Raw genomic sequence first — 20,972 nt, 5'->3', positions numbered from 1 at the left:
TCGGGGATGTGCTCGGCTCGTCGGGTAACCGCGCCCGGACTTTGACATCGCATACACGAACAGCACGGCGACGGCGCATCATGGATGTGTGCGGATCGGAGTCGGGGTTTCCACCGCGCCGGACGTGCGCCGGGCCGCGGCGGAGGCTGCCGCGCACGCGCGCGAGGAGCTCGCGGGTGGGACGCCGGCGCTGGCCGTGCTCCTCGGATCGCGGTCACACACCGACCAGGCCGTGGACCTGCTGGCTGCGGTGCAGGCGTCGGTCGAGCCGGCCGCGCTGATCGGTTGCGTGGCCCAAGGCATCGTCGCCGGTCGCCACGAGCTGGAGAACGAGCCCGCGGTGGCGGTGTGGCTGGCGTCCGGCCCACCCGCGGAGACATTCCACCTGGACTTCGTTCGCACCGGCTCGGGCGCTCTGATCACCGGTTACCGCTTCGACCGGACCGCGCACGACTTGCACCTGCTGCTGCCGGACCCGTACTCGTTCCCGTCGAATCTGCTCATCGAGCACCTCAACACCGACCTGCCGGGAACGACCGTCGTCGGCGGGGTGGTGAGCGGTGGGCGTCGGCGGGGCGACACCCGGCTGTTTCGTGACCGCGACGTGCTCACCTCCGGGCTGGTCGGCGTGCGCCTGCCCGGCGCGCACAGCGTTTCCGTGGTGTCGCAGGGCTGCCGGCCGATCGGGGAACCGTACATTGTCACCGGCGCGGACGGTGCCGTGATCACCGAGCTGGGCGGCCGACCGCCGCTGCACCGCCTGCGGGAGATCGTCTTGGGGATGGCGCCCGACGAGCAGGAACTGGTCAGCCGCGGCCTGCAGATCGGAATCGTCGTCGACGAGCACCTGGCGGTGCCGGGTCAGGGCGACTTTTTGATCCGCGGGCTGCTCGGCGCCGACCCAACGACGGGGGCGATCGGGATCGGCGAGGTTGTCGAGGTCGGCGCGACCGTGCAATTCCAGGTCCGGGACGCGGCGGCGGCCGACAAGGACCTGCGCCTGGCCGTCGAGCGGGCGGCGGCGGAGCTGCCCGGGCCCCCGGTCGGTGGGCTGCTGTTCACCTGCAACGGGCGCGGACGACGAATGTTCGGGGTCACCGACCACGACGCGTCGACGATCGAGGACCTGCTGGGCGGGATTCCGCTGGCCGGTTTCTTCGCCGCCGGGGAGATCGGCCCGGTCGCGGGCCACAACGCGTTGCACGGGTTTACCGCGTCGATGGCGCTGTTCGTCGACTGAGGCCGCCGCGTTGACCCACCGGGACGCCCTGCGGGTGCGGACAACAGCGCGAGAGACGCGTGGCCACCGAGTCAGACCCGAATGATCTCCACACTGGCCGCACCGTCGAGGGCGGCGAAGTCGTCGTCCTGGGTGATGACCGGCAGCGCTCGCGATGCCGCGACGGCCGCGATCCACAGGTCGTTGATCCGCACCCGGCGACCGGACTCGGCAAGATGGATCCGCAATCGGGCCCACATTCGGGCGGCATCGTCGTCGACGGGCAACGTTTCCATATCGGCAACGGATTCCAGGGTCGCCAGGCGTTGAGCCCGGATGTCGGTCGTCGCCGCGGCCAGCACGCCGACGCGCAGTTCGGCGAGGGTGACGACGGTGGTGGCGACCCGGTCGGGGATCAGCGCCTCGTCGAGTTGCCGGCCGCTTTCGGTCGCGATGAACACCGACGTGTCGAGCACTCCGGCGGCCGGCGTCGTGCTCACCGGATCGGCCCGAGATCCTCGGTCGTGTCGCCGGCAAGGACCGCGAGGTCGTTACGGAGCCCGGGATCGGCTTGAGCGCCGCGCAACCGCGACAGGAACTCCGTTTTGCTCAGCCAACGCCGGCGCCGCGGACGAACCGGGGTAAGCACCGCGACCGGACGGCCGCTGACGGTGATGGTGACGTCCTCCCCTGCCCGCACGCGGCGCAGCACGCCGGCCGTATCGTTACGCAGCTCACGCGAGGCCACCTCAGACATGCCTACGATCGTAGCTCAATCGTAGGACAAACGGGTTGCTCGCCGGACGGCGCCCGCGCAGCCGAGGTTCCCCAGCCAACGCCGGGGACGACGGGCGCGGCCAGCGTCGGTGCGGAACAATCACGGTCAGCATGAGCACTCACAACGATTCCGCACCGACATCCCGGCGACGCCACATCGTGCGGCTTGTCGTGTTCGCCGGCTTCCTTGTAGGAATGTTCTACCTGGTAGCCGCCACGGACGTCATCGATGTGGCCGCGGTGCGGGGCGCGGTCTCGGCGACCGGGCCGGCGGCGCCGCTGACCTATGTCGTAGTGTCGGCCGTGCTCGGCGCGTTGTTCGTCCCGGGCCCGATCCTGGCCGCAAGCAGCGGGCTGCTGTTCGGTCCGCTAGTGGGGGTCTTCGTGACGCTGGGTGCCACGGTGGGCACCGCCGTTGTCGCGAGCCTGGTCGGCCGTCGAGCCGGCCGGGCCAGCGCGCGAGCCCTGCTGGGCGGGGAACGTGCCGATCGCACCGACGCGCTGATCGAACGATGCGGCCTGTGGGCCGTCGTCGGCCAACGCTTTGTCCCCGGCATATCGGATGCGTTCGCCTCCTATGCGTTCGGGACGTTCGGAGTTCCGTTGTGGCAGATGGCCGTCGGTGCATTCATCGGTTCCGCGCCGCGGGCATTCGCCTACACCGCATTGGGTGCGGCGATCGGCGATCGCTCACCGCTGCTGGCGTCCTGCGCGATCGCGGTGTGGTGCGTCACCGCCATCATCGGTGCGTTCGCGGCGCGACACGGGTACCGCCAGTGGCGTGCACACGCCCGTGGCGACGGCGCGGACGGCGGCGTCGAGGATCCGGATCGCGAAGTCGGAGCACGCTGAGCGGTCGACATGCCTTGTGAACCTTCTGCCGCACTTAACAACACCGTTGACGCTGCCGAAAGCCGGTGCGGCGAACACCTGGCTGACTAAGAATTAGGGCAGCGCGACCGTGGCGATGTCGGTGTGTTGGAAATCTTCGCCCTTGAACAGGAGTGGCTGGCCGCTGATCTTGGCGAGGCCGTATGAGAAGCAGTCGCCGTAGTTGAGCCCCGCACGATGCCTTCCCTTGCCGTACGTGCGGTAGGCGGCGCGCGCGGCATCCGCTTGGTCGGCATGCACGGCAACAAGGTCGACCGCGGCGCGATGAAGCCACAGATCCAGCTCACGTCCGCCCGGTTCACCGAAGCGGGCTTCTATCACGAGTGCCGTTTCCAGGTAAGACGCCGTCGACATCAGCCGGATGTGGTCGGCTTCGACGGCGGCCTCGAACCGCTCTGCGTCTGGCTCGTCGCTGAGCATCGCAACGAGCGCGGACGTGTCGATCACCATCAGGCCGGCAATCCGCGCTCGTCATAGCCGAGAATCGCCTCAGCGGACCGGTTGTCGACCACCGGCAACGCTGCGCACCGGTGCCGAATCGCGGCAAGCTCGTCGCGCAACGGGACAACACGGGCACGCCCAGTCTCACGAGCGAGCCGCTCGCGCAACGCGGTAACCACTGCCTCGGTCAACGTCTCGCCGGTGCGCGCCGCAAGCGCTCGCGCGAGCCGGTCGGCTTCCGGGTGCTTGATACTCAGCGCCATGTCTCGATTCTATACTAGTAGCTAGATTCTAGATCACACGGTCAGCGCTAGCTGGTTGCGCAGCGGTGCGCCGTGCCGAATACCGCGGTGACTCAGCCCAAGACGAGCGATAGCCCATTGGCCTTCAGATCGGCGAACGAGTAACTCATTTCGCCTCGACGACTGACCGACACGACGTAGCGGTCTTCGCCCTCGGTGATTTCAAACGAGAAAGGGAAGGTGCACAAGAATCGGCCGCCCTGACCCGCCTGCAGGAAGGCCGTGGCCAGGATGTCCCCCTGACCGTTTTTCACCGTCACCTGCGTTCCCCGGTCGATGTCGGCGTAGCCGGCTGACCCTGAGCACCCGGAGCCCGACACGGTGATCGCCGGTGCGTACACGTTTGGCGATTCATCCTTGAGGGTGAAACTTCCAGTGACAGTTATGGTTTCCAGGATATGGAAGCCATCGCTGAACTGCGGGCAGTAGTATTGCACGGCGACCTGATCGACCGGCATCCCCTGCTGTTCGCCACCGTCTTGCAACTGGCGGCACACCTGCTTGCCGCGGGCGATGGCGTTCGCGTCGGAGTTGAACTCACCGGTGAGTCCGGACCGCCTCAAGGCGGCGAGGTACTTGTCGTCGATGGACTCCCGGTCTCGATTCAGGAACAGCGTCCCGACGACACCGGCTCCCACCAGCCCGAGAAACGCCACCACGCCCGCAAGCGCCCACCACAGTCGACGGTGCCCAGAACGCACCCACCCCGACACCGCTGACGGCGAAACACCAACGGCACCTGACTGATCCAGCTGCTGCTGACCAAGTGGGTCAACGGCTTCGGCGTCGCCCTCGCGAACGAGGTCGGTCGGCTGCCCGGCGACGAAGTAGCGTCCCTCGTGGCGACCGGTGGGATCGGGTCGCCATCCCGTTGCCGTCGTCGCGGCGCCGACCGTCGGCGTCGTGGTCCGATGCCAGGTTGAACCAATCTTGTATGCGCCGCACGCCCCGCACCTGGTCGGGTCGGCAAGCTCGGCACCGCAATACACGCAGAAACTCATGGCAGCGTCGTCACTTCCGGTACACCGTCGTGCCCTTCGCGCCAACGAGGGTGCTGATGAACTTCGCGAAACAGTCATCGGCGCCGAACCCGTTCGAGTCGCATCAGCGATTGGCCTCAGCTGCGGTGGGCTGCGCCGGCCCAACCACCGTCACCCAGAAATCGGGTCCGCTGAAGGTGGTCCAGTGCCCCGACCACACCAGGCGGGCGCCCCCGAACCGCTGCCGCAGGGCCAGGTGATCGCGAAGAATATCGGCGCTCGTCCACGTTTTCCCCGCGGCGACCAGGCCGACGCGCTTCGAACTCACCTGCGGCACCCAGCGATTGGCGATACCGACTCGCACGTAGGGGAAGTCCGAGTCACGTAGCTCCACCAGCACCGCCCCGGCAACGGCGTTGATGCTGCCGTAAGCCGGTGCCGCGGACGCGGCCGCGACCATGGTCGTCCGTGCCGATCCGCCTCGTGCGGCCGAACGATCGGACCTGCCCTTCCGTGTGGCCGCCAATGCCGGTGCGCCGGACAACATGTCGGGCGTTCGCCAATACATTCCGGGCGGAAAGACCAGGGTTCGACGGGCGGGCACGCCGGGCTCGATCCTCAGCGGATCTGCCGAGAAGTCGAAGCTTCCGGCCGCCACGTCGCGCCGTCCGTCGGCGACGGTGACCTCGAGCGCCGAGTTCGACTCGACATCGCCGCCGGCGCATGCCGACATGAACGCGGCACTCACCGCAAGCCCGTCGGACGTCAGGTCGATCGACTCCGCTTCAAGCACCGGATCGTCCGGGCAACTCGCGGCCTCGGCCTGTGCGAACGGCACACCCGTCGTGGCGGCGCCCCGCGCGGAACTGGGCTCCTCACGGTCGTTGCGAGCCGGTCGCGTCACCGCGTAGCCGACGGCCGTCACGACGACGGCGACCACGAGCAGCGTCGCCGCGAGGACGACGAGGGGGACGAAGGATCGCGCGGGCGCCGTCTGGCGTGTGCCTGATTCCTCCGACGGCCAGGGCACCACGCCGATCGGCGAGCCGCACCGCTCACAGAACCTGTAGTCCCATGCGTTCACGTGACCCTGGGGACATAGCACCGTCGGCGACGCATGCTGTGCATGGTCATCCGCACCCGGAGTCACATTCGCCGGACCGGGGTCAGCGCCTCGATCGCCTGCCATCGGCTGCACCTCGAGGCAAAGGCTACGCCCGCGGTCGGACAAACCCAAGAGCGATCGAGTTGGGGCGGCATCGGGAGTCGAGCGAAGCCAAGATCGAAGGCTGCGTCTTCATGGCCCCGGGATACCGCGGCGACAACCAATACTCGCGCGCAGGACCAGTCGGCGATCCTCGTCACCCGCCTGCTCGAACGATTGGGAGCCCTGGCACCTGGCAGGATGCGCCAGACCGACCACGCGCTCGCACTGGTTCTGGGTATCAGCGAAGCGGGCTAAGCCCCAGACACCAGATCCACCGCGGCAGCGGTCTCGTAGCCGGTGTTCGGCTTCGAGGTCAAGGGCAGTGGCGGACCCGCACCGATCTGCTCACTGTGGACATGACGCTTCGCCAACCCGCTCAACGGCACTCGGCCGCGCCGGGCGCGGCATAGGTCCGGCTCACCGCCGGCTCGTCGTAGCCGGCGGTGACCGCCGCCCGTCGCACCGTGTCGGCCACGTCGCGCGCCCTATCGGCAGGCACCAGTGCGATCACGGCGCCCCCGAAGCCGCCCCCGGTCATCCGGGCGCCCAGCGCACCGGCCCGTACGGCGCTCTCGGCGATCAGATCGATCCGCTCGGTGGTGATGGCGAAGTCCTCGCGCATGGACTCATGCGACGCGGTCAGCAGCTGCCCGGCGGCGGTGAAATCCGAATCAGCCAGTGCGGCCGCGAAATCCAGCACCCGCTGATTCTCGGTCAGCACGTGCCGGGCGCGGCGCGCGTCGATCGGATCGGCGATCGCGCCCAGCGCCGCCAGCCCGCGATCCTGCACAGCGCGCAACGAGGACACCCCCAGATCGGCGGCCGCCCGTTCACACGACGCCCGGCGCAGCGCATACTCCCCGCCGGCGTGACAGTGTCGGGCTCGAGAATCCATCAACAGCAGCACCACATCGCAGGCGTCCGGGTCGAAGGCCACCGGGCGCACGGTGATGTCGCGAAAGTCGATCAGCAGCGCGGTCTTCGGCGCTCCGAACAGCGCGGCCAGGTGGTCGAGCAAACCCGTTGGGGCACCGACGTAGTCGTTCTCGGCTCGCTGTGCGAGCCGGGCCCGCTCGAGACGGTCGATGCGGGTGCCGGTGGCGGCGCCGACCGCGCCCAGCACCGCGCCGATCAGCGCCGCCGACGACGAAAGCCCCGACCCGATCTCGACGTCGCTGGTGATCGACATCGCCCCGCCGGGCACCGGGTGGCCGGCGCCCCGCAGCGCCCAGATCGCCCCGGCCGCATAGGCTGCCCAGCCGGTCACCTGCCCCGGCGTGGTGTCGAGCGGGATCCGCGCCGAGCCGTCGGCGCGGTCGCTGCGCGCGGTGATCGCGCCGGTGTGCTCGGGGGTGAACGTGACAACGGTGCGCCGCGGCAACGCAATCGGCAGCGCGAAACCCAGGTTGTAATCGGTGTGTTCGCCGATCAGGTTGACCCGCCCGGGTGCGCCGTAGCTGACCGTCATGGGCCCAGCTCGCGCAGCCGGGTGGCCACGCTCTCCGGGATAACGTCGGCGATGAACGCGTCCATCGCCGACTCGGCGGCCGCCAGATATTTCAGTTTGGTGGCGCTGCGCCGGATCGACATGAGCTCGACGTGAAAGTAGCCATCGCGCTGGACCTCGCTGAACTGGTGCAGCGCCGACATGTACGGCAGCGGTGAAGAATACATCCGATCAAACCTCTGCAGCACGTCCAGATAGATCCGGGCGAACTCATCCAACTCCCCGTCATTGAGCTCGGTGAGGTTGCGCACCAACCGGTTTGGGTAAATGTGCACCTCCACCGGCCAGCGTGCGGCGAACGGTACGAATGCGGTGAACAGCTCGCCGCGTACCACGATGCGGCTGCCGTCGGCGACCTCGCGTGCCAGCAGGCTGGCAAACAGGTTGTCACCGTGACGCTTTCGGTGCCGACGAGCCTGGCGCAGCATCGCCGCGGTGCGCGGCGTCAGATACGGATAGGCGTAAATCTGGCCGTGCGGGTGGGCAGGGTCACCCCGATCTCCTCACCACGGTTCTCGAAGCAGAACACCTGCGCTACCCCGGGCAGCGCCGTCAATTCGGCGGTGCGGTGCCGCCACGCGTGCACGACCAGCCGGGCATGCGCCGGGTCCAGGCCCGCGAACGAACCGGTGTGATCGGCCGAAAAGCAGATCACCTCGCAGCGTCCGTGCCCCGGAGCGGATACGAACCCGTCACCGTCGGGCGCGCCGATTGGGGCGATGCCGGCCCCGGCCAGGCTGGGAAACCGGTTCTCGAAGACGACAACGTCGTAGTCGGGGGCGGGCACCTCGCTACTCAGACCGGTCGGCCCCGGACACAGCGGGCAGCGCGCGGCCGGCGGCTTGTAGGTGCGATCCTGGCGCTGTGCGGCGACGATCACCCACTGGCCGGTGGCCCGGTCGAACCGCAGCCGCGAGGGAGCCGGGTCACGTTCGGGCAGCGGCCGACGATCCGACACCGGCGCCGGGACGTGTCCGGGCAGCGAAAAGAACAGCAGGTCACGGCCATCGGCCAGGGTCCACCGCGTCGGCGCCGTCACAACGCAGAACCCTACTGGGAGCGCCTCGTCGAGTTGCCGACCGCGTTCGTTCGCGATGAACACCGACGCGTCGAGTCCTCCGGGCGGTGGCGTGGCGCTCATCGGATCGGCCCGAGATCCTCTGTGGTGTCGCCGGTGAGGGCCGCGACGCCACCTCAGCTATGCCTACGCATCGTGGCCCAATCGTTGGTTTTGGGGCGGCTCGCCGCGCCGCCGGGAGACGATGCACATCAGGTGGTCGTTGGAATGAGTACCGCGACGTCGCCGTGCAGGTGTGCTAAGCCGCTGTCGAGCGTCGCCAACTGCCCGTCGTGGCTTCGCGCGAGCTGGGCAAGGTAGGCATCGGTCACCTGCCGGTGCCCAACCACACCAGCGACCTCGACACCGGCGAAAGAGAGTGCATCGGGCCAGAATTCGTGGCGGCTCGTGCACTGGACCGCACTGACGACATCCCGAGCCGCCGCCGCGGACTGTCCCGAGCGCACCAGGAATCGAACCAGGCTTCCTTGTGTCATCGGGCAGGTCGCAAATCCGGTGTCGGACGCCATGAGCCAGTCCGCTGCGGCATCATGATGCACATGCTCGGCGACCACCAATGCGATCAGCACGTTGGCGTCGAGCAGCACCGTCACTGCTCGTCCTCTAATGAACGCACGTCCTCGGAGGTCACGACGGTCCCGACGCTCACCAAAGGCAATCCCGTTCTGGGGTCTGAGGACAACGCGGTAGGGCGGTTGGCGGCCAGGCCTCGTCGCATGAGGTCGGCGACCGTTTCACTCAACGTGCGGTGCGTATCCCGGGCAATCGCCAGTGCCTGCTTGTGCAGGTCTTGCGGCAGGTCGATGGTAGTGCGCACCGCCTCATCCTAACATCGCTGCATCGTGATGCGCGCGCCGACGCTCACCGGTATTCCAACGGGACTGATCATGCTGGCCGTGCGGCAGACGAGCCGGCCGAGACAGCGCACGAGCCGTGTTGGGTGGCGGCCCGAGGGCTGGCCTCACAGGCTAGCCGCGCGATGAGTGCGACCTACAGGCCCTCTTCGTTCATCTAACCTCGGCTGCGTTCAGCTCTGCGGTGGTTGACCACCACCAACGGACCGCCCAGCGCCACAAGGAAGGCCACCGAGATGGCCATCAATGTTTGCCCGGTCACCACCAGCAGCCCGATCAGTGCCAGCTCTACGGCACCGGCCACGAGGTAGGACGCCGCCCGGTAGTGCGGGCGCCAGGCGCCCCACGCCGCCAGCGTGAGCGCGCCAGCCGCGATCCCAGCAGCCAATACGTCCATCACTTGCTCCCCACCAGGCATTGTAGAAGACTCACGCCCGCCGTGGCCGCGCCGACACCACCGGCCGCGGCAGCCACGACCCCCGCCCCGGTCTCTGCGGTCAACACGCCGATGCTGAAGACTATGGCGCCCGAGGCGAACTGGGCGGTCCGGTCGATCCAGTCGTTGGTGCTGCAATGGGTGCGGGCGTACTCAATATCGGCGACGTGCGCCTGCAGATCCGCAACCTGACCGCGCAACCACGCTGTGTTGGGGTCGTTTGCGGGCAGCGACTGTACGAACCGTTGCACGTTGTCCGCAAGACCCTGGCCGGTCAGATTAGCTGGATCACCGCCGAGGATCATCTGCTGCAGCGTAGGGCTTAGGCCAGTGCCCGGCGGCGGTGTTCCATCAGGGGTGTCCCACGGCGCAAATGGGGGCGGGGGACTAGTGCCGCCATCTTGTTTGACGTCGACCAACCGGACCCCAGTGTCGCGGTTGTCGTTGCCGATGATGGTGTCGTCGATGCTGGGTGTTTCCGGGAAGGTGGTGGTGGCGATTCCGGCGGTAGCGGCGGTGATTTTGCTTGCCACTTCTTGTTCGGACACGACCAGCTGTATGGCGCGCTGGCGGATATCGCCGGCGAACGTTTGCGCTTGAGCGTGGCGAGCCACCCGTTCTGCGGCGGTGCCGCTGGTGCGGGGCCCGGGCAGCGAAAAGAACAGCAGCTCACGTCCGTCGGCCAGGGTCCACCGCGTCGGCGCCGTCACAACGCCGAACCCTAGGCGAGGCCAGCCCCATCGGCTGGTGCCCGACGTCAAGCCTCGGCTGGCCGCGGCATAAGGTGGCCACCGTGGCCGAAGCGTTCGATGCGACCCAAGCCGTGGCGAGAATCCTGGCCGAACATGGCCCATTGAGCGAGGACGACATCGCACGACGCCTGCTGGACAGCGGCGTGGCCGACCCGGACGCCGTCCTGCGCGCGCTTCGCCTTGAAACGGAATGGCCGGCAAGGCAGTTGGTCGACGATCGGTGGGTGTGGCTGCCGACGCTGCTAGCCGGGCGGGTATTCACCCATCGGCTCGGCGCGGACGAGGCGGTCCACGACATGCTCGGCGTGACCCCGGACCTGGACCCGATCACCACGCTCTGCGAGCACGAGGAGTATGGCCGGCTGGCCGACGGTTCGGCGGCGCGGATCGTGCTGGCCGGATACGACGAGGAGCTGCTCGAACGACGGGGCATCCCGGACGAGGCCATCGACCCCGGCGGGGCACTGCTGCTGGAGCCGGGCACGCTGGCGACGTTGGGGGCCGCCGCGGGGGATCTGGTCGGTGTGCGGCTGACCGCCGCAGGGCTGGTGCTCGAGCGGATCGGCACAGCCGGTGCGGACACCTCCGTCGGCGCCCGGCTGGCCGAGCTGGTCGACCCCGACGAGCCCGCGTTCTTCCCCGCGGCGGTCTGGACGGCGTGCGTCGACGACCCGGCGGCATTTACCGAGCCAGTGGCACCGCTGCGCGAGATCCTCGACCAGCACGGCCTCACGCACGAAGACGACTGGCTAGCACCTGGCGGATTCAATTTCGACGCTTGGCGTTTCGAGAACCGATGCGAACTGCTGGCCTTTCGCCACGACCTCGACCCCAACGACGCGGTCGCGCTGTACACGCTGATCAAACTGCACGAGACGATGTCGCTGCTGCTCGAAGCAACCGACCCGGACGAGTTGCCGCGGGATGTGCTCGCCACAGCCGCCGAGACCGCGACGGAAACCGGCTCCGACTCGTTGGTCGATCTGCTCGGCGACATTGGGGCGGCGCTGGCCGACCCGCTGCTGGCCGAGCTGCTGGTGGCAGAGACGGTGGGCACCGACTCCGGCGGGGCGGCCGCGCTGGGCCTGCTCACCGAGATGCTGGAGCCCAAGGTGCCGCGCGCGGCGCGGGTGGCGGTGCGCTGGCTGCGCGCGGTCGCGCTGGACCGGATCGGTGATGTCGAGGCGGCCGAACGTGAGCTGCTGGCGGCCGAGTCGATGGACACCGAGTGGCCGCTGCCGTTGCTCGACCTGGCCCGCATCGCCTCCGATCGCGGCGACGCCGAGCGCGGGTTGGCACTGCTGCGCCGCGCCGGCACCGAACCCGACCACCCGCTGGTGCGGCTCCTGGAGCGGCACCGAGCCCAGCCGCGCCGCGACCTGGGCCGCAACGAGGCGTGCTGGTGCGGGTCGGGCCGCAAGTACAAGAAATGCCATCTCGGCCGTGAGGCGCTGCCGCTGGCCGAGCGGGTGGACTGGCTGTATGCCAAGGCATCCCAGCACGCACTGTCGGGCGACTGGACCGGCCTGCTGGCCGAAGTCAGCTATGAGCGCTTCCGGTATGCCGACTCTGACGATGAGGACGCGCTGGCCGCGGCGCTGGCCGATCCGCTGGTGCTGGACGCGGTGTTGTTCGAGGGCGGCGCGTTCGCGGAGTTCCTCGAAGTGCGCGGTTCGCTGCTACCCGACGACGAGCGGCTGCTTGCCGAGCAATGGCTGCTCGTGGAGCGGTCGGTGTTCGAGGTCGAGCACGTGCAACCTGGCGAGGGCGTGATCGTGCGCGACGTACGCACCGGCGACACCCATGAGGTGCATGAGCGGGCGGCCAGCCGCCAGCTGCGAGCCGGGCAGCTGATCTGCGCGCGCCCGGTGCCCGCCGGGGACACCATGGTGTTCTTCGGCGGGATCGAGCCGGTCGCGCTGCACGAGCGTGCCGTGCTGATCGAGCTGCTCGATGACGAGCCCGACCCGGTGACACTGGTGGCCCAGCTGAGCCGCCGGTTCGCGCCGCCGACACTGGTCAACACCGAGGGCGACTCGCTGGCAATCTGCGAGGCCAGCGTGCGAGTCGACGATCCGGCCGGGATCCAGGGCGCGCTCGACGGGGTCTACGACCGGGTTGACGGCGAGGAGCCGCCGCGGTGGATCGAACACGTCACCAACGACGGCATGCTGCGGGTCCGGGCCACGCTGGTCCTCGACGGTGACACGCTGCGGGTGGAAACCAACAGCGAACCGCGGATGGATCGCGTGCTGGCCACGCTGACCCGCCTCGACCCGGCGATGACGGTGCTCGACGACGACCGCCGTCCGCTGCGCAACACCCGCGAGGCCGCCGCGCTGGCCGAGCAGATGCCAGTTACCGGCGCGGGCGCGCCCGACCCCGACAGCCCCGAGCTGGCCGCCGCGCTCGAGGAATTCATCCGCGACTACGAGACCAGCTGGCTCGATCAACCCATCCCCGCGCTGGACGGGCACACGCCGCGGCAGGCCGCCGACGACCCCACCCGCCGCGCCGACCTGATCAAGCTCCTGGACACGTTTCCCGCCGGCGCGGGCGCCCGTGGCGGGATGGACGCCGACCGGCTGCGCACCGCTTTGGGCTTGTAGTAGCCGGGCGGGCGGTACTCACGGCGGGATCGCCGCACCGATCTCGGCGGCGAACTCACGGAAGTGTGGGTGGCCCGCCGCCGCCACATCGGACACGACGAAACCCGCCGCTGCCACCGGATCGTCGGAGCGGAAGTAGTCGTACCCGTCGGCCTCGCGCGCCAGGTCGATCAGTTGCTCCAGTGCGGATGCCGCGGGCTCGGCGTCCTCGGCTCGCAGGGCGTCCTGGGCTTCCGCGGCGAGCCGCTTGAAGGTGAAACGCCAGCGCGATCGTTCCCGCGGCGACACCCGCCGGTCCCCGCCCAGGTAGGCACCCGACCGCGCCAGTGACACGAACTCGTCGACCTCCCAACCCACGATGTCCGGATCGGCCGGCGGCTTTATTTTGCGCGCCGGGCGAGCGCGCCCGGCGCTGGCCAGCTCGGCCTCGATGCGCTCCCGCATGTTTGCGGTGCCGCGCCAGTAGAGGTTCCACAGCGCCTTCCGTAGGCGATCCTCATCGAGCCCCGACGCCGCGCGGAAGAACTGTTCGCGGTTCATTCGTTTCGCCGCCACGCCGGCGATCATCCCCGGCAGCCGCCCTGGCCGCACCGTCAGGCGCGGTTGCCGGATCGGCCCCAACACCCTACGGCGTCACGGCAATCGTCGATGGTGTCGTGGAATCACGGTGCGGCCGGATGGTTGCATTGCGTACAGTGTGGATCAGCGACGAACCCGACGGCGTGCCTCGATTGGTTACCGCCTATCCACGCTAGGAGCGGACCGATGTACGCAGAACACGATGTTGTGGTGCTAACACGGGATGTTCCCGACAAATCCCTCATCGCCGGAGACGTCGGTGCCGTCGTCGGGCGCTACGCCGCGGGTGGCTACGAAGTCGACTTTACCGCCGCGAACGGCTGCACGGTAGCGGTCGTCACGTTGGCCGGCGACGATATCCGACCACGACGGCGGCGGGAGATTCCGCATGTCCGCGAGGTGGCGTAGTCGTCCGCTTTGTTCTGTGGCGGATGCTGCAACCCGACCGGGTGATGGCCGATGGACGACGAGCTACGGGGCTTACTGGCCCGATATGCGCGCGGAGAACTCTCCGCCGACGACGCGCGGCGCGCGATACTGCGCTACCCGAAGTGGCGGGTCGCCGAGATAGACGGCGAACTCGAGACCGTGGCGCTCGATGACGGCACACCGATGCTCATCGCCGAGAGTTCGGCGTCGGACGGCCGCGAATATTCCGGCCTGGAACTGGTTCGCGACATCGCTCCGCTCGTCGGTGGCCTGTCATTCGATCCCGACGAACCGTGGGGTTCGGCGTTCCGGCCGGGTGCGCTGCCCGAGCTGCAGAACTGGGCGCGCACGGTCGAGCTCGAGGATGCCGTTGCCAAACCGGGCCCCGGCCAGCGGGATTTGCTGTACGAAGGGCCGTGGTGGGTTGCCGTCTCCCCGGGCACCGGCCGGCCCGCCGTTCACCGCGCCGACGGGTTGGACGTCATCACGATCATGACCGCGCCGGACGCGGCGGCGACATTCCGGCGAACCGAGCGACACCGCGGACTCGACGTCGTGCGGTTGGGTCCCGCACTCTGGGGCGACCTCGCCAAACGCAGCGACTTCGACGGCGTTCGGCTCAATCCGCTGCGTCCACTCGCCCAGCTGTGGCCGCCGCACGTCCCCGCGATGCTGGTCGCCGGATGCGATCCGCGCCCGAACGCCGAGCCACTGCCCGCCCGCACGGTTGCCGAAATCCATCTGTGGCTGGATCAGCATGGGGCGCGTCAAGAAAAGCGCGAACTGTCCAACCGTGCGACCCCGGTCGGCGAGGTCACCGTCGCGCGCGCCTGGTGGAACTACGACCGCCGGGAGATCGCGTTCACCCGCGTCGCTCCGGCGTCCGACACCGAAGGTCTGGGCTCGGTTCCGTCCCGGATCCTCTGCGCCGGCAAACTCCGCCAAAGCATCCAGAGCAAACTCGCCGGCTTGCCCCGGCTGACGTGGCGCGCTGACGCCTGGCACCGGCAGCGTGCCGCCCTGGCCGTAGGCTGGGCACTCGAGCTGGAGAAGCTCGTGTGTGGTGAGCGGGTTCCTTTCGCGGCGTTGCGCACACCTGAAGGCGCGCACCTGTGGCATCTGGAGCCGCAAGCGTTTACCGCACGGGCGATCCGAAAGCTTCGTGATCGCGCGGCGTCGTTCAGGTGAAACTAGCGGCGGCGCCGTGGATTTCCTGGGCATCAAGCGCTGGGCGTAGCCTGGCCAGCCGCAGAGAAGGGGAGGCGTCGTGACCGACGAGAAGTGCGTGAGATGCGGGGGCGACCAGCTCGTCGAAGGGGCCGTCGTCTGGAACGCGCCGCTGCGTTTCAAGCGCGAAGGTGCCGGCCACTTCAATCGCGGCACCCAGGTCAACGCCGTTGCCTGCGAGACTTGTGGGCATATCGACCTCTATCTCGAAAGCCGTGCCCGCGGCTCGACGAAGTGAGATTGCCACCGAGGAAACCGCGGCGGTGAGGAATAGCGGGCGTCGACGCACTGCATTTCGCGCCCTCGAAACACCGTCGCCTGCTGCAAGCTGCCGACCTTGTGTCCTACCTCCACTTTCGGAGGCGTCGGTCAGACGTCAAAGACGCCCGGTCGGTGAAGACCACCAACGATTATGGGACATCGTCGCAAACAAGATGAAGGTCTGCCAGATCTGGCCCCCTTGGACGCACGTCAGCCCCACCCGTGGGTGGGGCTGCGGCCTACAGGATCCTTCTCAGGAGTCCCGATGCCCAATGTACAACACGCCGACGACACGCCGCATTGAGGTAACCGCGCGGAGCGTCGAAGATCGATTTGACCTGCGCCACAGATCCGTCGCCGTATCGGGTCCAGCCGGGTCTGTACTCCCGCCAAATCAACTGTGGCGCAGCGGTTTCGGCAAACGCCCGGAACCCGTGGCGTTCCCAGGTCCACGCCCACAACTCCACACAGCGGACACCACAAAGCCCGCCGCTGCCACCGGATCGTCGGAACGAAAATAGTCGTACCCGTGAGCCTCGCACCGCCGCGCCAGGCTGACGTCGATCACCGCCGATCCAGTGCCCTTTGGACGCCGGTGTGCCCAAAGTCGTTGCCCTTCCACAGCAGCGGCTCACGTCGATCGATCGCCAGTGCATAGGACAGGCAGTCGCCGAAATTCAAGCCCGCGGGGTGGCCGCTGCCTCTGCCGAAATCCGCGTAGGCCGCTCGGGCCAGGCGGGCCTGGCGCTCGGTTACCGGCTCGACGACGAACTCGGCTTCTTCGATAAGTTCATCCAGTGCTCTGCTGATGACCGGATCACGCTGGGAGTCAAGGACTATCCCGCATTCCAGGTAGCTGGCCGCAGACAGTCTGCGGACATCGGCGTTGGCGAGCGCGTCGGCGTAGGCCGCGGCGTCGTCCTCGTCGCGCAGAATCGCGATGATCGCCGACGTGTCGACGATCACGCCGGCAGCCCTCGCTCGTCATACAGCAGAGCATCGTGGTCGAGGCGCTTTGCTTCCGGGCTCATCCTGCTCGCGGTCTTGTGGCCGATAGCCAAGAGCCGGGCGGCGAGATCGTCGCTGCGCAGTCTGGCCAGACGCTCGTTCACCGCGGTCGCCACCGCCCGAGCCTGAGATTCGCCGGTGATTTTCGCGATCTGCTTGACCGCCTGGTGAACCGACGGATCTTTGATGTTCAACGCCATGTTAGTACCCTTCTACCAAAGTGATGGTACCACTATCCCCGAAGTCAGGCCGATTCGGCGTGAGCCCCACGCACCAGATCGCACGCCGCAACGAAACGCGCCCACTCTTCGTTGTTTGGGCGAGCCCCGCCATTCGTCACGGCATCGTCGCTGACGACCAGACCGGGTCCGACATCGGCCAGCAGCTCGGAGAGTTTCAGAATTTGGCCTGCCGGGCTGTCCGAGAAGCGCTGAAATATCCTGTCACGGAGCCACTCCCGGGCGCTGTCCATGCCCGCGGCCAAATCCAGCTCGGGAAGCCGCAGCGCCCCGTTGCATCGAATCAGCTGCTCTTCGAAGCGGTCTTCCCAGCATTCGGTCCGCCACCCGCCCCAGACGTCGGGAAGGGCCTGGAAGATGCCCATGGTGTCGGCTGTTTGCCAGGCGCCCACGGTCTTTCGGGGCACGTCGATATGGGCGCCGCCCTCGGGGATAATGCCCAGCGTTAGCCGTCTGGCACCAGGACCGGGCAGCATGCGCCGTCCGCGGTGGCGACCGTGGCCAGACGACGAACACCCACGTCGACACCGATTCGCGACTCAGGCAGTTCCACGTTGGGTTGCTGGGGGCGCTGCACCAGTACCCGCACACTCGCATCCAGCCGGGTGCCGTTGCGGCGCACCGTGATCGCCAGCACCCGCGCCCGGTCTTTGGCGATGAGGCGCTCGATGCGGCGGGTGTTCTCATGCGTACGCACGCAGCCGATCACCGGCAAAGTGAGGTGTCTACGGTCGGGCTCAACGCGCATCGCACCCGTGGTGAACGACACGCGATCGGCGTCGCGGCCCTTCTTCTTGAATCGAGGGAAGCCCATTCTCTTGCCGTCGCGCTTGCCAGCACGCCTCTGCTGCCAGTTCCAGTACGCGTCGACCGCGCCCGCGATCCCGTCGGCGTAGGCCTCTTTCGAGCATTCCGGCCACCACACGGTGCCAGTCTCGGCGTTGACACACACCTCGTCTTTCACCGTGTTCCAGCGTTTCCGCAGTACCCGAAGCGACGGCTTCGCCGTCTGGGCGCCGGTCGCGCGCCACGCTTGGATATCGGCTTTCAGCTGCGCGACGGTCCAGTTGTAGGCCTTGCGGCGGGCGCCGAAATGCCGCGCCAACGCGTGTGCCTGCTCGGCGGTCGGATCGAGTGTGAACCGGAACGCTTGCACACACCAGCCGTTGGGGATCTCCAAACGCGGCATCTCAGGCCGCCTCATGATCATCGACAGCGGCAGCCGCGACGGCCCGCTTGGCCCGGTTCTGAGCAGCACGTTTGCCATACAACCTTGCGCACATCGAGGTCAGAATCTCGGTCATATCCCATACCAGGTCATCGTCAACCTCGGCCGAGTCCACCACGACCAACTCCCGACCCTGAGCGGCCAGCGCAGCGTGGACATACTCCGAACCGAACCGGCAGAACCGATCCCGATGCTCAACCACAATCCGCGTGACCGACAGATCGCGCAGCACCGCAGGGAACTTACGTCGGTGCCCGTTGAGCACCGACCCGACCTCGGTGACAACCTTGTCGACCGGGATCTGTTCGGCTGTGGCCCACGAAGTCACCCGCGCCACCTGCCGATCCAAATCAGACTTCTGATCAGCCGACGACACCCGCGCGTACACCGCAGTCTTTGGCTGCGCGCCAGCCTCGCTAGCCAGCTCGTCGACCAGAATGAGTCGACCAACCTTCCGGGCCGGGACCGGCAAGAGCCCAGCGTGGAACCAGCGATACGCGGTCACCCGCGCGACGCCATTGCGCTCGGCCCACGCCGCGAGATTCATACCTCTGTTCCTACAGCACGCCACCGACAACTACCGACCACTCACCGCGCAACAGTTGGCAGCCCCGGCTCGACGCGGCATAGGGTGGCCACCGTGGCCGAAGCGTTCCATGCGACCGTGCCGTGGCGAGGATCCCGGCCGAACATGGCCCATTGAACGAGGACGTCATCGCACGACGCCTGCATGACCACGTCCGCCACCGGTGGTTCGCGGCGGGTCGGTATGCGCCGGGGCGCGGGGTCACCGGGCCGCGGTGGCGTCCACCGCGGCGCGTAGCGTGCGGGCGAGTGCGACGGCGTCGTTCTCGGCCCAGAAGTGCATGTAGAACAGGCGTGGTTGTTCGTCGAACCCGTGGTTGTGTATGGCGACGATGTCGATTCCGCCGCCGCGCAGTGCTTGGACGACGTCTTGGACCTCGGCGGCGGTCATGACGAAATCGCCGTTGATCGCCGCGCGGCCGTTGCCGGTGGGCTGGAAGTTGAGGGCGGTAGCCAGACCCATGGACGGGGGGATGAGCATGCCGGACATGGTGACCGGATCGCGGCGGGCGATGAAGAATTTGTACACCCCGCCCGCGATGGTGCCGGAGCGGCCCAGCGCCTCATCGATGGCCGCGGTGTCCAGGTCCAAGCTGGTCTGGCCGGAAGTTGCCGAGGCGGGCGGTGGTGTGTCGGTGGCATCCAGCGCCGACCGGACCGCACGGGCCAGGTCGGCGGCGTCGCCGTGGCCGGCGATGTGGGTCCACCAGATCGGCGGCGACTGCTCGAGCAGGTGCTTGTGCAGCGCGGTCTGCTGCAGGCCGCCGGCCTGCACGGCGTCGGTCACCGAGGCCAGCTCGTCTTCGGTGACCACCAGATCTCCCATCAGCATGGTCTGCCCGTCGGGGGTGCGGGCGAACGCGACCCACGACCCGAGTGACAGCGCGGGGGCGACGGTCACCCCCTTGGTCTGCACGCTCAGATCCGAGCGCGCAAACCCGATTTTGTAGACGCTGCCATCGTTCAGCTTGCCGGTTCGGCCGAGAATGTCGGCCACCGGCTTCCAGTCCGCATCGCTGGTGGTGGCCAAGGATGCGCCCCGGTCCCCGCCGTCGTCGGGTTCGCCCTTGTCGTCGCTGCCCGCGCATGCGGTCAGTGCCAGCGCGGCCGCCGCCAGCAGCGCGGCCATACGGGCGCCTCGTCGCCTGATCATGGTCTCCTCGCTAGATCTCATCGGTGCGCACCCGGAGGCTATCGGTGGCCCGGTGCGGGCATGCGCCGATGCTAACCGCCGTCCCCGTCGGCCGGTTCGGTGTCCAGAACCCGGAAATCCCGGTCCAGGTGGACCTCGACACGGGTGCCGTCGGGCCGGGTGACCAGCACGCCGTAGGCGGCGGCGCCTTCGCCGGTCTCGGTCTCGACTTCTCCGGCGGTGCCGCCCGGGACCGCCTGCACCGCGGCGGCGCGCGCGCGGTCGGCGTCGGGGCCGGTCACCTCGTCCTCGCCGTCGAACGCCGCCGCGATCCCCGACCCGGCTCCGATGCCGATCGCCGCCGCGGCCACGGCGGAAACTCCGAACTGCACGATGCGATTCATCGCTTTCTCCTGATCTGTCTACCTCGCTGTGACGGTGTGCGGCTCCGACGGTAGGGGTGGCAGATGAAACGACGATGAGAGCTGGTCGCGGCCCGGGCCGGGCATGCGGCAGGGTGTCGGGTGTGCGCATCCTGGTGGTCGAGGACGAGCCCAAGATGACGGCGCTGCTGGCGCGGGCGCTGACCGAGGAGGGCCACACGGTCGACACCGTTGCCGACGGCCGCCATGCGGTGGCGGCCGTCGACGGCGGTGACTACGACGCGGTGGTGCTGGATGTGATGCTGCCCGGTATCGACGGGTTCGAGGTATGCGCGCGGCTGCGACGGCAGCGGGTGTGGACACCGGTGCTGATGCTTACCGCCCGCGGCGCGGTCACCGACCGCATCGCGGGCCTAGACGGCGGCGCCGACGATTACCTCACCAAACCGTTCAACCTCGACGAACTGTTCGCCCGGTTGCGCGCGCTGTCACGGCGCGGGCCCATCCCACGCCCACCGACGCTGGAGGCCGGCGATCTACGCCTGGACCCGAGCGAACACCGAGTCTGGCGTGCCGACACCGAAATCCGGCTCAGTCACAAGGAATTCACCCTGCTGGAAGCCCTGATCCGCCGTCCCGGCATCGTCCACACCCGCGCCCAGCTGCTGGAACGCTGCTGGGACGCCGCCTACGAGGCCCGCTCCAACATCGTCGACGTCTACATCCGCTACCTGCGCGACAAGATCGACCGGCCCTTCGGCGTCACCTCGCTGGAAACCATTCGCGGTGCCGGATACCGGCTGCGCAAGGACGGAGGACGGCATGCGCTCCCCCGCTGAGTGGCCCAT

The 20,972-nt window shown here is 68.3% G+C and carries 25 protein-coding genes, 1 other RNA gene, 1 pseudogene and 7 other annotated features; of the genes and pseudogenes, 6 read left to right on the top strand and 21 right to left on the bottom strand.

The annotated features are described in order from the left end of the window. Positions 1–88: 88 nt before the first annotated feature. Positions 89–1,240 (top strand): hypothetical protein, encoded by a 1,152-nt coding sequence (locus Rv0628c; protein ID NP_215142.1) that lies wholly within the window; start codon positions 89–91, stop codon positions 1,238–1,240. A gap of 71 nt (positions 1,241–1,311) precedes the next feature. Here the strand turns inward: Rv0628c and vapC5 are convergent, their stop codons facing one another. Beyond that, positions 1,312–1,719, bottom strand: coding sequence for a ribonuclease VapC5 (gene vapC5 / locus Rv0627; RefSeq protein NP_215141.1), 408 nt, complete (start codon positions 1,717–1,719; stop codon positions 1,312–1,314). Next, entirely contained in the window at positions 1,716–1,976 is a 261-nt protein-coding gene (vapB5, locus tag Rv0626; RefSeq protein NP_215140.1) for an antitoxin VapB5, read from the bottom strand. Before vapB5 ends, vapC5 begins: the two co-directional genes overlap by 4 nt. Positions 1,977–2,107: 131 nt before the next feature. Here vapB5 and Rv0625c point away from each other — a divergent pair, with 131 nt between their 5' ends. Continuing rightward, positions 2,108–2,848 carry a transmembrane protein gene (locus Rv0625c; RefSeq protein NP_215139.1) on the top strand — a complete coding sequence of 247 codons (741 nt, stop codon included), beginning with the start codon at positions 2,108–2,110 and terminating at the stop codon, positions 2,846–2,848. 93 nt (positions 2,849–2,941) lie between these two features. On the opposite strand, the gene vapC30 is transcribed toward Rv0625c, so the two are convergent. The 10 genes and pseudogenes from vapC30 to Rv0614 all read right to left on the bottom strand — a co-directional run bounded on the left by vapC30 (position 2,942) and on the right by Rv0614 (position 10,645). Continuing rightward, positions 2,942–3,337: a ribonuclease VapC30 gene (vapC30, locus tag Rv0624; RefSeq protein NP_215138.1), complete on the bottom strand. Its 396-nt coding sequence runs from the start codon at positions 3,335–3,337 to the stop codon at positions 2,942–2,944. After that, positions 3,337–3,591 carry an antitoxin VapB30 gene (vapB30, locus tag Rv0623; RefSeq protein NP_215137.1) on the bottom strand — a complete coding sequence of 85 codons (255 nt, stop codon included), beginning with the start codon at positions 3,589–3,591 and terminating at the stop codon, positions 3,337–3,339. The genes vapC30 and vapB30 overlap by 1 nt, the downstream gene beginning before the upstream one ends. 92 nt (positions 3,592–3,683) lie before the next feature. Further along, a complete protein-coding gene (locus Rv0622; protein ID NP_215136.2) occupies positions 3,684–4,631 on the bottom strand; it encodes a membrane protein in 948 nt (315 codons plus the stop codon). A 103-nt stretch (positions 4,632–4,734) separates the two neighbouring features. Then, positions 4,735–5,799, bottom strand: a complete 1,065-nt coding sequence (locus Rv0621; protein ID NP_215135.1) for a membrane protein — start codon at positions 5,797–5,799, stop codon at positions 4,735–4,737. A 394-nt stretch (positions 5,800–6,193) separates the two neighbouring features. Further along, entirely contained in the window at positions 6,194–7,285 is a 1,092-nt protein-coding gene (gene galK, locus Rv0620) for a galactokinase (RefSeq protein ID NP_215134.1), read from the bottom strand. Then, positions 7,282–8,363, bottom strand: a pseudogene (gene galT, locus Rv0618). The gene galK and the pseudogene galT overlap by 4 nt, the downstream one beginning before the upstream one ends. Further along, positions 8,299–8,377 (bottom strand) — a repeat region (79 bp imperfect direct repeat 2, 73/78 bp identical to first copy at 709585..709663,TAGGGTTCTGCGTTGTGACGGCGCCGACGCGGTGGACCCTGGCCGATGGCCGTGACCTGCTGTTCTTTTCGCTGCCCGG). It overlaps the preceding pseudogene by 65 nt. Positions 8,378–8,593: 216 nt before the next feature. Further along, entirely contained in the window at positions 8,594–8,995 is a 402-nt protein-coding gene (gene vapC29 / locus Rv0617) for a ribonuclease VapC29 (RefSeq protein NP_215131.1), read from the bottom strand. Beyond that, positions 8,992–9,219, bottom strand: a complete 228-nt coding sequence (gene vapB29, locus Rv0616A) for an antitoxin VapB29 (protein ID YP_007409270.1) — start codon at positions 9,217–9,219, stop codon at positions 8,992–8,994. Before vapB29 ends, vapC29 begins: the two co-directional genes overlap by 4 nt. 194 nt (positions 9,220–9,413) lie before the next feature. Continuing rightward, on the bottom strand, positions 9,414–9,656 hold the full coding sequence (locus Rv0615; RefSeq protein ID NP_215129.1) for an integral membrane protein: 243 nt from the start codon (positions 9,654–9,656) through the stop codon (positions 9,414–9,416). Further along, positions 9,653–10,645, bottom strand: a protein-coding gene (locus tag Rv0614) for a hypothetical protein (RefSeq protein NP_215128.2). Within the gene, positions 9,653–10,402 belong to an annotated coding region; the region does not span the whole gene. The genes Rv0615 and Rv0614 overlap by 4 nt, the downstream gene beginning before the upstream one ends. Then, positions 10,338–10,416, bottom strand: a repeat region (79 bp imperfect direct repeat 1, 73/78 bp identical to second copy at 711624..711702,TAGGGTTCGGCGTTGTGACGGCGCCGACGCGGTGGACCCTGGCCGACGGACGTGAGCTGCTGTTCTTTTCGCTGCCCGG. This region is a possible MT-complex-specific genomic island (See Becq et al., 2007).). (Overlaps the previous gene by 79 nt.) Further along, positions 10,453–10,576: a repeat region (123 bp imperfect direct repeat 1, 92/103 bp identical to second copy at 701247..701369,AGCCTCGGCTGGCCGCGGCATAAGGTGGCCACCGTGGCCGAAGCGTTCGATGCGACCCAAGCCGTGGCGAGAATCCTGGCCGAACATGGCCCATTGAGCGAGGACGACATCGCACGACGCCTGC. This region is a possible MT-complex-specific genomic island (See Becq et al., 2007).), on the top strand. It lies within the gene Rv0614. Here Rv0614 and Rv0613c point away from each other — a divergent pair. Then, positions 10,486–13,053, top strand: a complete 2,568-nt coding sequence (locus Rv0613c) for a hypothetical protein (protein NP_215127.1) — start codon at positions 10,486–10,488, stop codon at positions 13,051–13,053. The two genes, Rv0614 and Rv0613c, sit on opposite strands and share 160 nt — an antisense overlap. An 18-nt stretch (positions 13,054–13,071) precedes the next feature. Here Rv0613c and Rv0612 read toward each other — a convergent pair whose 3' ends face one another. Then, the gene (locus tag Rv0612) at positions 13,072–13,677 is read right to left on the bottom strand and encodes a hypothetical protein (protein ID NP_215126.1); all 606 of its coding nucleotides are present in this window, start codon (positions 13,675–13,677) and stop codon (positions 13,072–13,074) included. Next, positions 13,138–13,211 (top strand) — a repeat region (74 bp imperfect direct repeat 1, 64/73 bp identical to second copy at 703912..703985,CACATCGGACACGACGAAACCCGCCGCTGCCACCGGATCGTCGGAGCGGAAGTAGTCGTACCCGTCGGCCTCGC. This region is a possible MT-complex-specific genomic island (See Becq et al., 2007).). It overlaps the preceding gene by 74 nt. 141 nt (positions 13,678–13,818) lie before the next feature. On the opposite strand from Rv0612, the gene Rv0611c reads away from it, so the two are divergent. Continuing rightward, entirely contained in the window at positions 13,819–14,040 is a 222-nt protein-coding gene (locus tag Rv0611c; protein ID NP_215125.2) for a hypothetical protein, read from the top strand. A gap of 51 nt (positions 14,041–14,091) precedes the next feature. Continuing rightward, the gene (locus tag Rv0610c; RefSeq protein NP_215124.1) at positions 14,092–15,249 is read left to right on the top strand and encodes a hypothetical protein; all 1,158 of its coding nucleotides are present in this window, start codon (positions 14,092–14,094) and stop codon (positions 15,247–15,249) included. 504 nt (positions 15,250–15,753) lie between these two features. On the opposite strand, the gene B55 is transcribed toward Rv0610c, so the two are convergent. The 8 genes from B55 to Rv0603 form a co-directional block, all read right to left on the bottom strand. After that, positions 15,754–15,814: non-coding RNA, Putative small regulatory RNA (gene B55, locus RVnc0005), on the bottom strand. Between the two features lie 129 nt (positions 15,815–15,943). Further along, positions 15,944–16,171 (bottom strand): hypothetical protein, encoded by a 228-nt coding sequence (locus Rv0609A; RefSeq protein ID YP_177628.1) that lies wholly within the window; start codon positions 16,169–16,171, stop codon positions 15,944–15,946. Continuing rightward, positions 16,016–16,089 (top strand) — a repeat region (74 bp imperfect direct repeat 2, 64/73 bp identical to first copy at 706790..706863,CACAGCGGACACCACAAAGCCCGCCGCTGCCACCGGATCGTCGGAACGAAAATAGTCGTACCCGTGAGCCTCGC. This region is a possible MT-complex-specific genomic island (See Becq et al., 2007).). (Overlaps the previous gene by 74 nt.) Further along, on the bottom strand, positions 16,114–16,515 hold the full coding sequence (gene vapC28 / locus Rv0609) for a ribonuclease VapC28 (protein ID NP_215123.1): 402 nt from the start codon (positions 16,513–16,515) through the stop codon (positions 16,114–16,116). The genes Rv0609A and vapC28 overlap by 58 nt, the downstream gene beginning before the upstream one ends. After that, positions 16,512–16,757 (bottom strand): antitoxin VapB28, encoded by a 246-nt coding sequence (gene vapB28 / locus Rv0608; protein NP_215122.1) that lies wholly within the window; start codon positions 16,755–16,757, stop codon positions 16,512–16,514. The genes vapC28 and vapB28 overlap by 4 nt, the downstream gene beginning before the upstream one ends. Before the next feature lie 44 nt (positions 16,758–16,801). Beyond that, a complete protein-coding gene (locus Rv0607) occupies positions 16,802–17,188 on the bottom strand; it encodes a hypothetical protein (protein NP_215121.1) in 387 nt (128 codons plus the stop codon). 45 nt (positions 17,189–17,233) lie between these two features. Next, positions 17,234–18,617, bottom strand: a mobile genetic element (IS1536, len: 1384 nt. Partial copy of insertion sequence IS_1536. This region is a possible MT-complex-specific genomic island (See Becq et al.,2007).). Further along, on the bottom strand, positions 17,987–18,571 hold the full coding sequence (locus Rv0605) for an IS1536 family serine type transposase (protein ID NP_215119.2): 585 nt from the start codon (positions 18,569–18,571) through the stop codon (positions 17,987–17,989). Its footprint overlaps the feature before it by 585 nt. Positions 18,618–18,631: 14 nt before the next feature. Then, positions 18,632–18,754, top strand: a repeat region (123 bp imperfect direct repeat 2, 92/103 bp identical to first copy at 709425..709548,AGCCCCGGCTCGACGCGGCATAGGGTGGCCACCGTGGCCGAAGCGTTCCATGCGACCGTGCCGTGGCGAGGATCCCGGCCGAACATGGCCCATTGAACGAGGACGTCATCGCACGACGCCTGC. This region is a possible MT-complex-specific genomic island (See Becq et al., 2007).). 57 nt (positions 18,755–18,811) lie between these two features. Further along, on the bottom strand, positions 18,812–19,762 hold the full coding sequence (gene lpqO / locus Rv0604; protein ID NP_215118.1) for a lipoprotein LpqO: 951 nt from the start codon (positions 19,760–19,762) through the stop codon (positions 18,812–18,814). Positions 19,763–19,833: 71 nt separating this feature from the next. Further along, a complete protein-coding gene (locus tag Rv0603) occupies positions 19,834–20,145 on the bottom strand; it encodes a hypothetical protein (protein ID NP_215117.1) in 312 nt (103 codons plus the stop codon). Between the two features lie 56 nt (positions 20,146–20,201). Here Rv0603 and tcrA point away from each other — a divergent pair, with 56 nt between their 5' ends. After that, entirely contained in the window at positions 20,202–20,963 is a 762-nt protein-coding gene (gene tcrA, locus Rv0602c) for a two component DNA binding transcriptional regulator TcrA (protein NP_215116.1), read from the top strand. Positions 20,964–20,972 lie beyond the last annotated feature (9 nt).

The sequence above is a fragment of the Mycobacterium tuberculosis H37Rv genome, assembly GCF_000195955.2.
In the GTDB taxonomy this organism is placed as follows: Bacteria; Actinomycetota; Actinomycetes; order Mycobacteriales; family Mycobacteriaceae; genus Mycobacterium; species Mycobacterium tuberculosis.
Note: the sequence above shows the minus strand (reverse complement) of the source record. Positions and strands in the feature narration are given on the sequence as shown.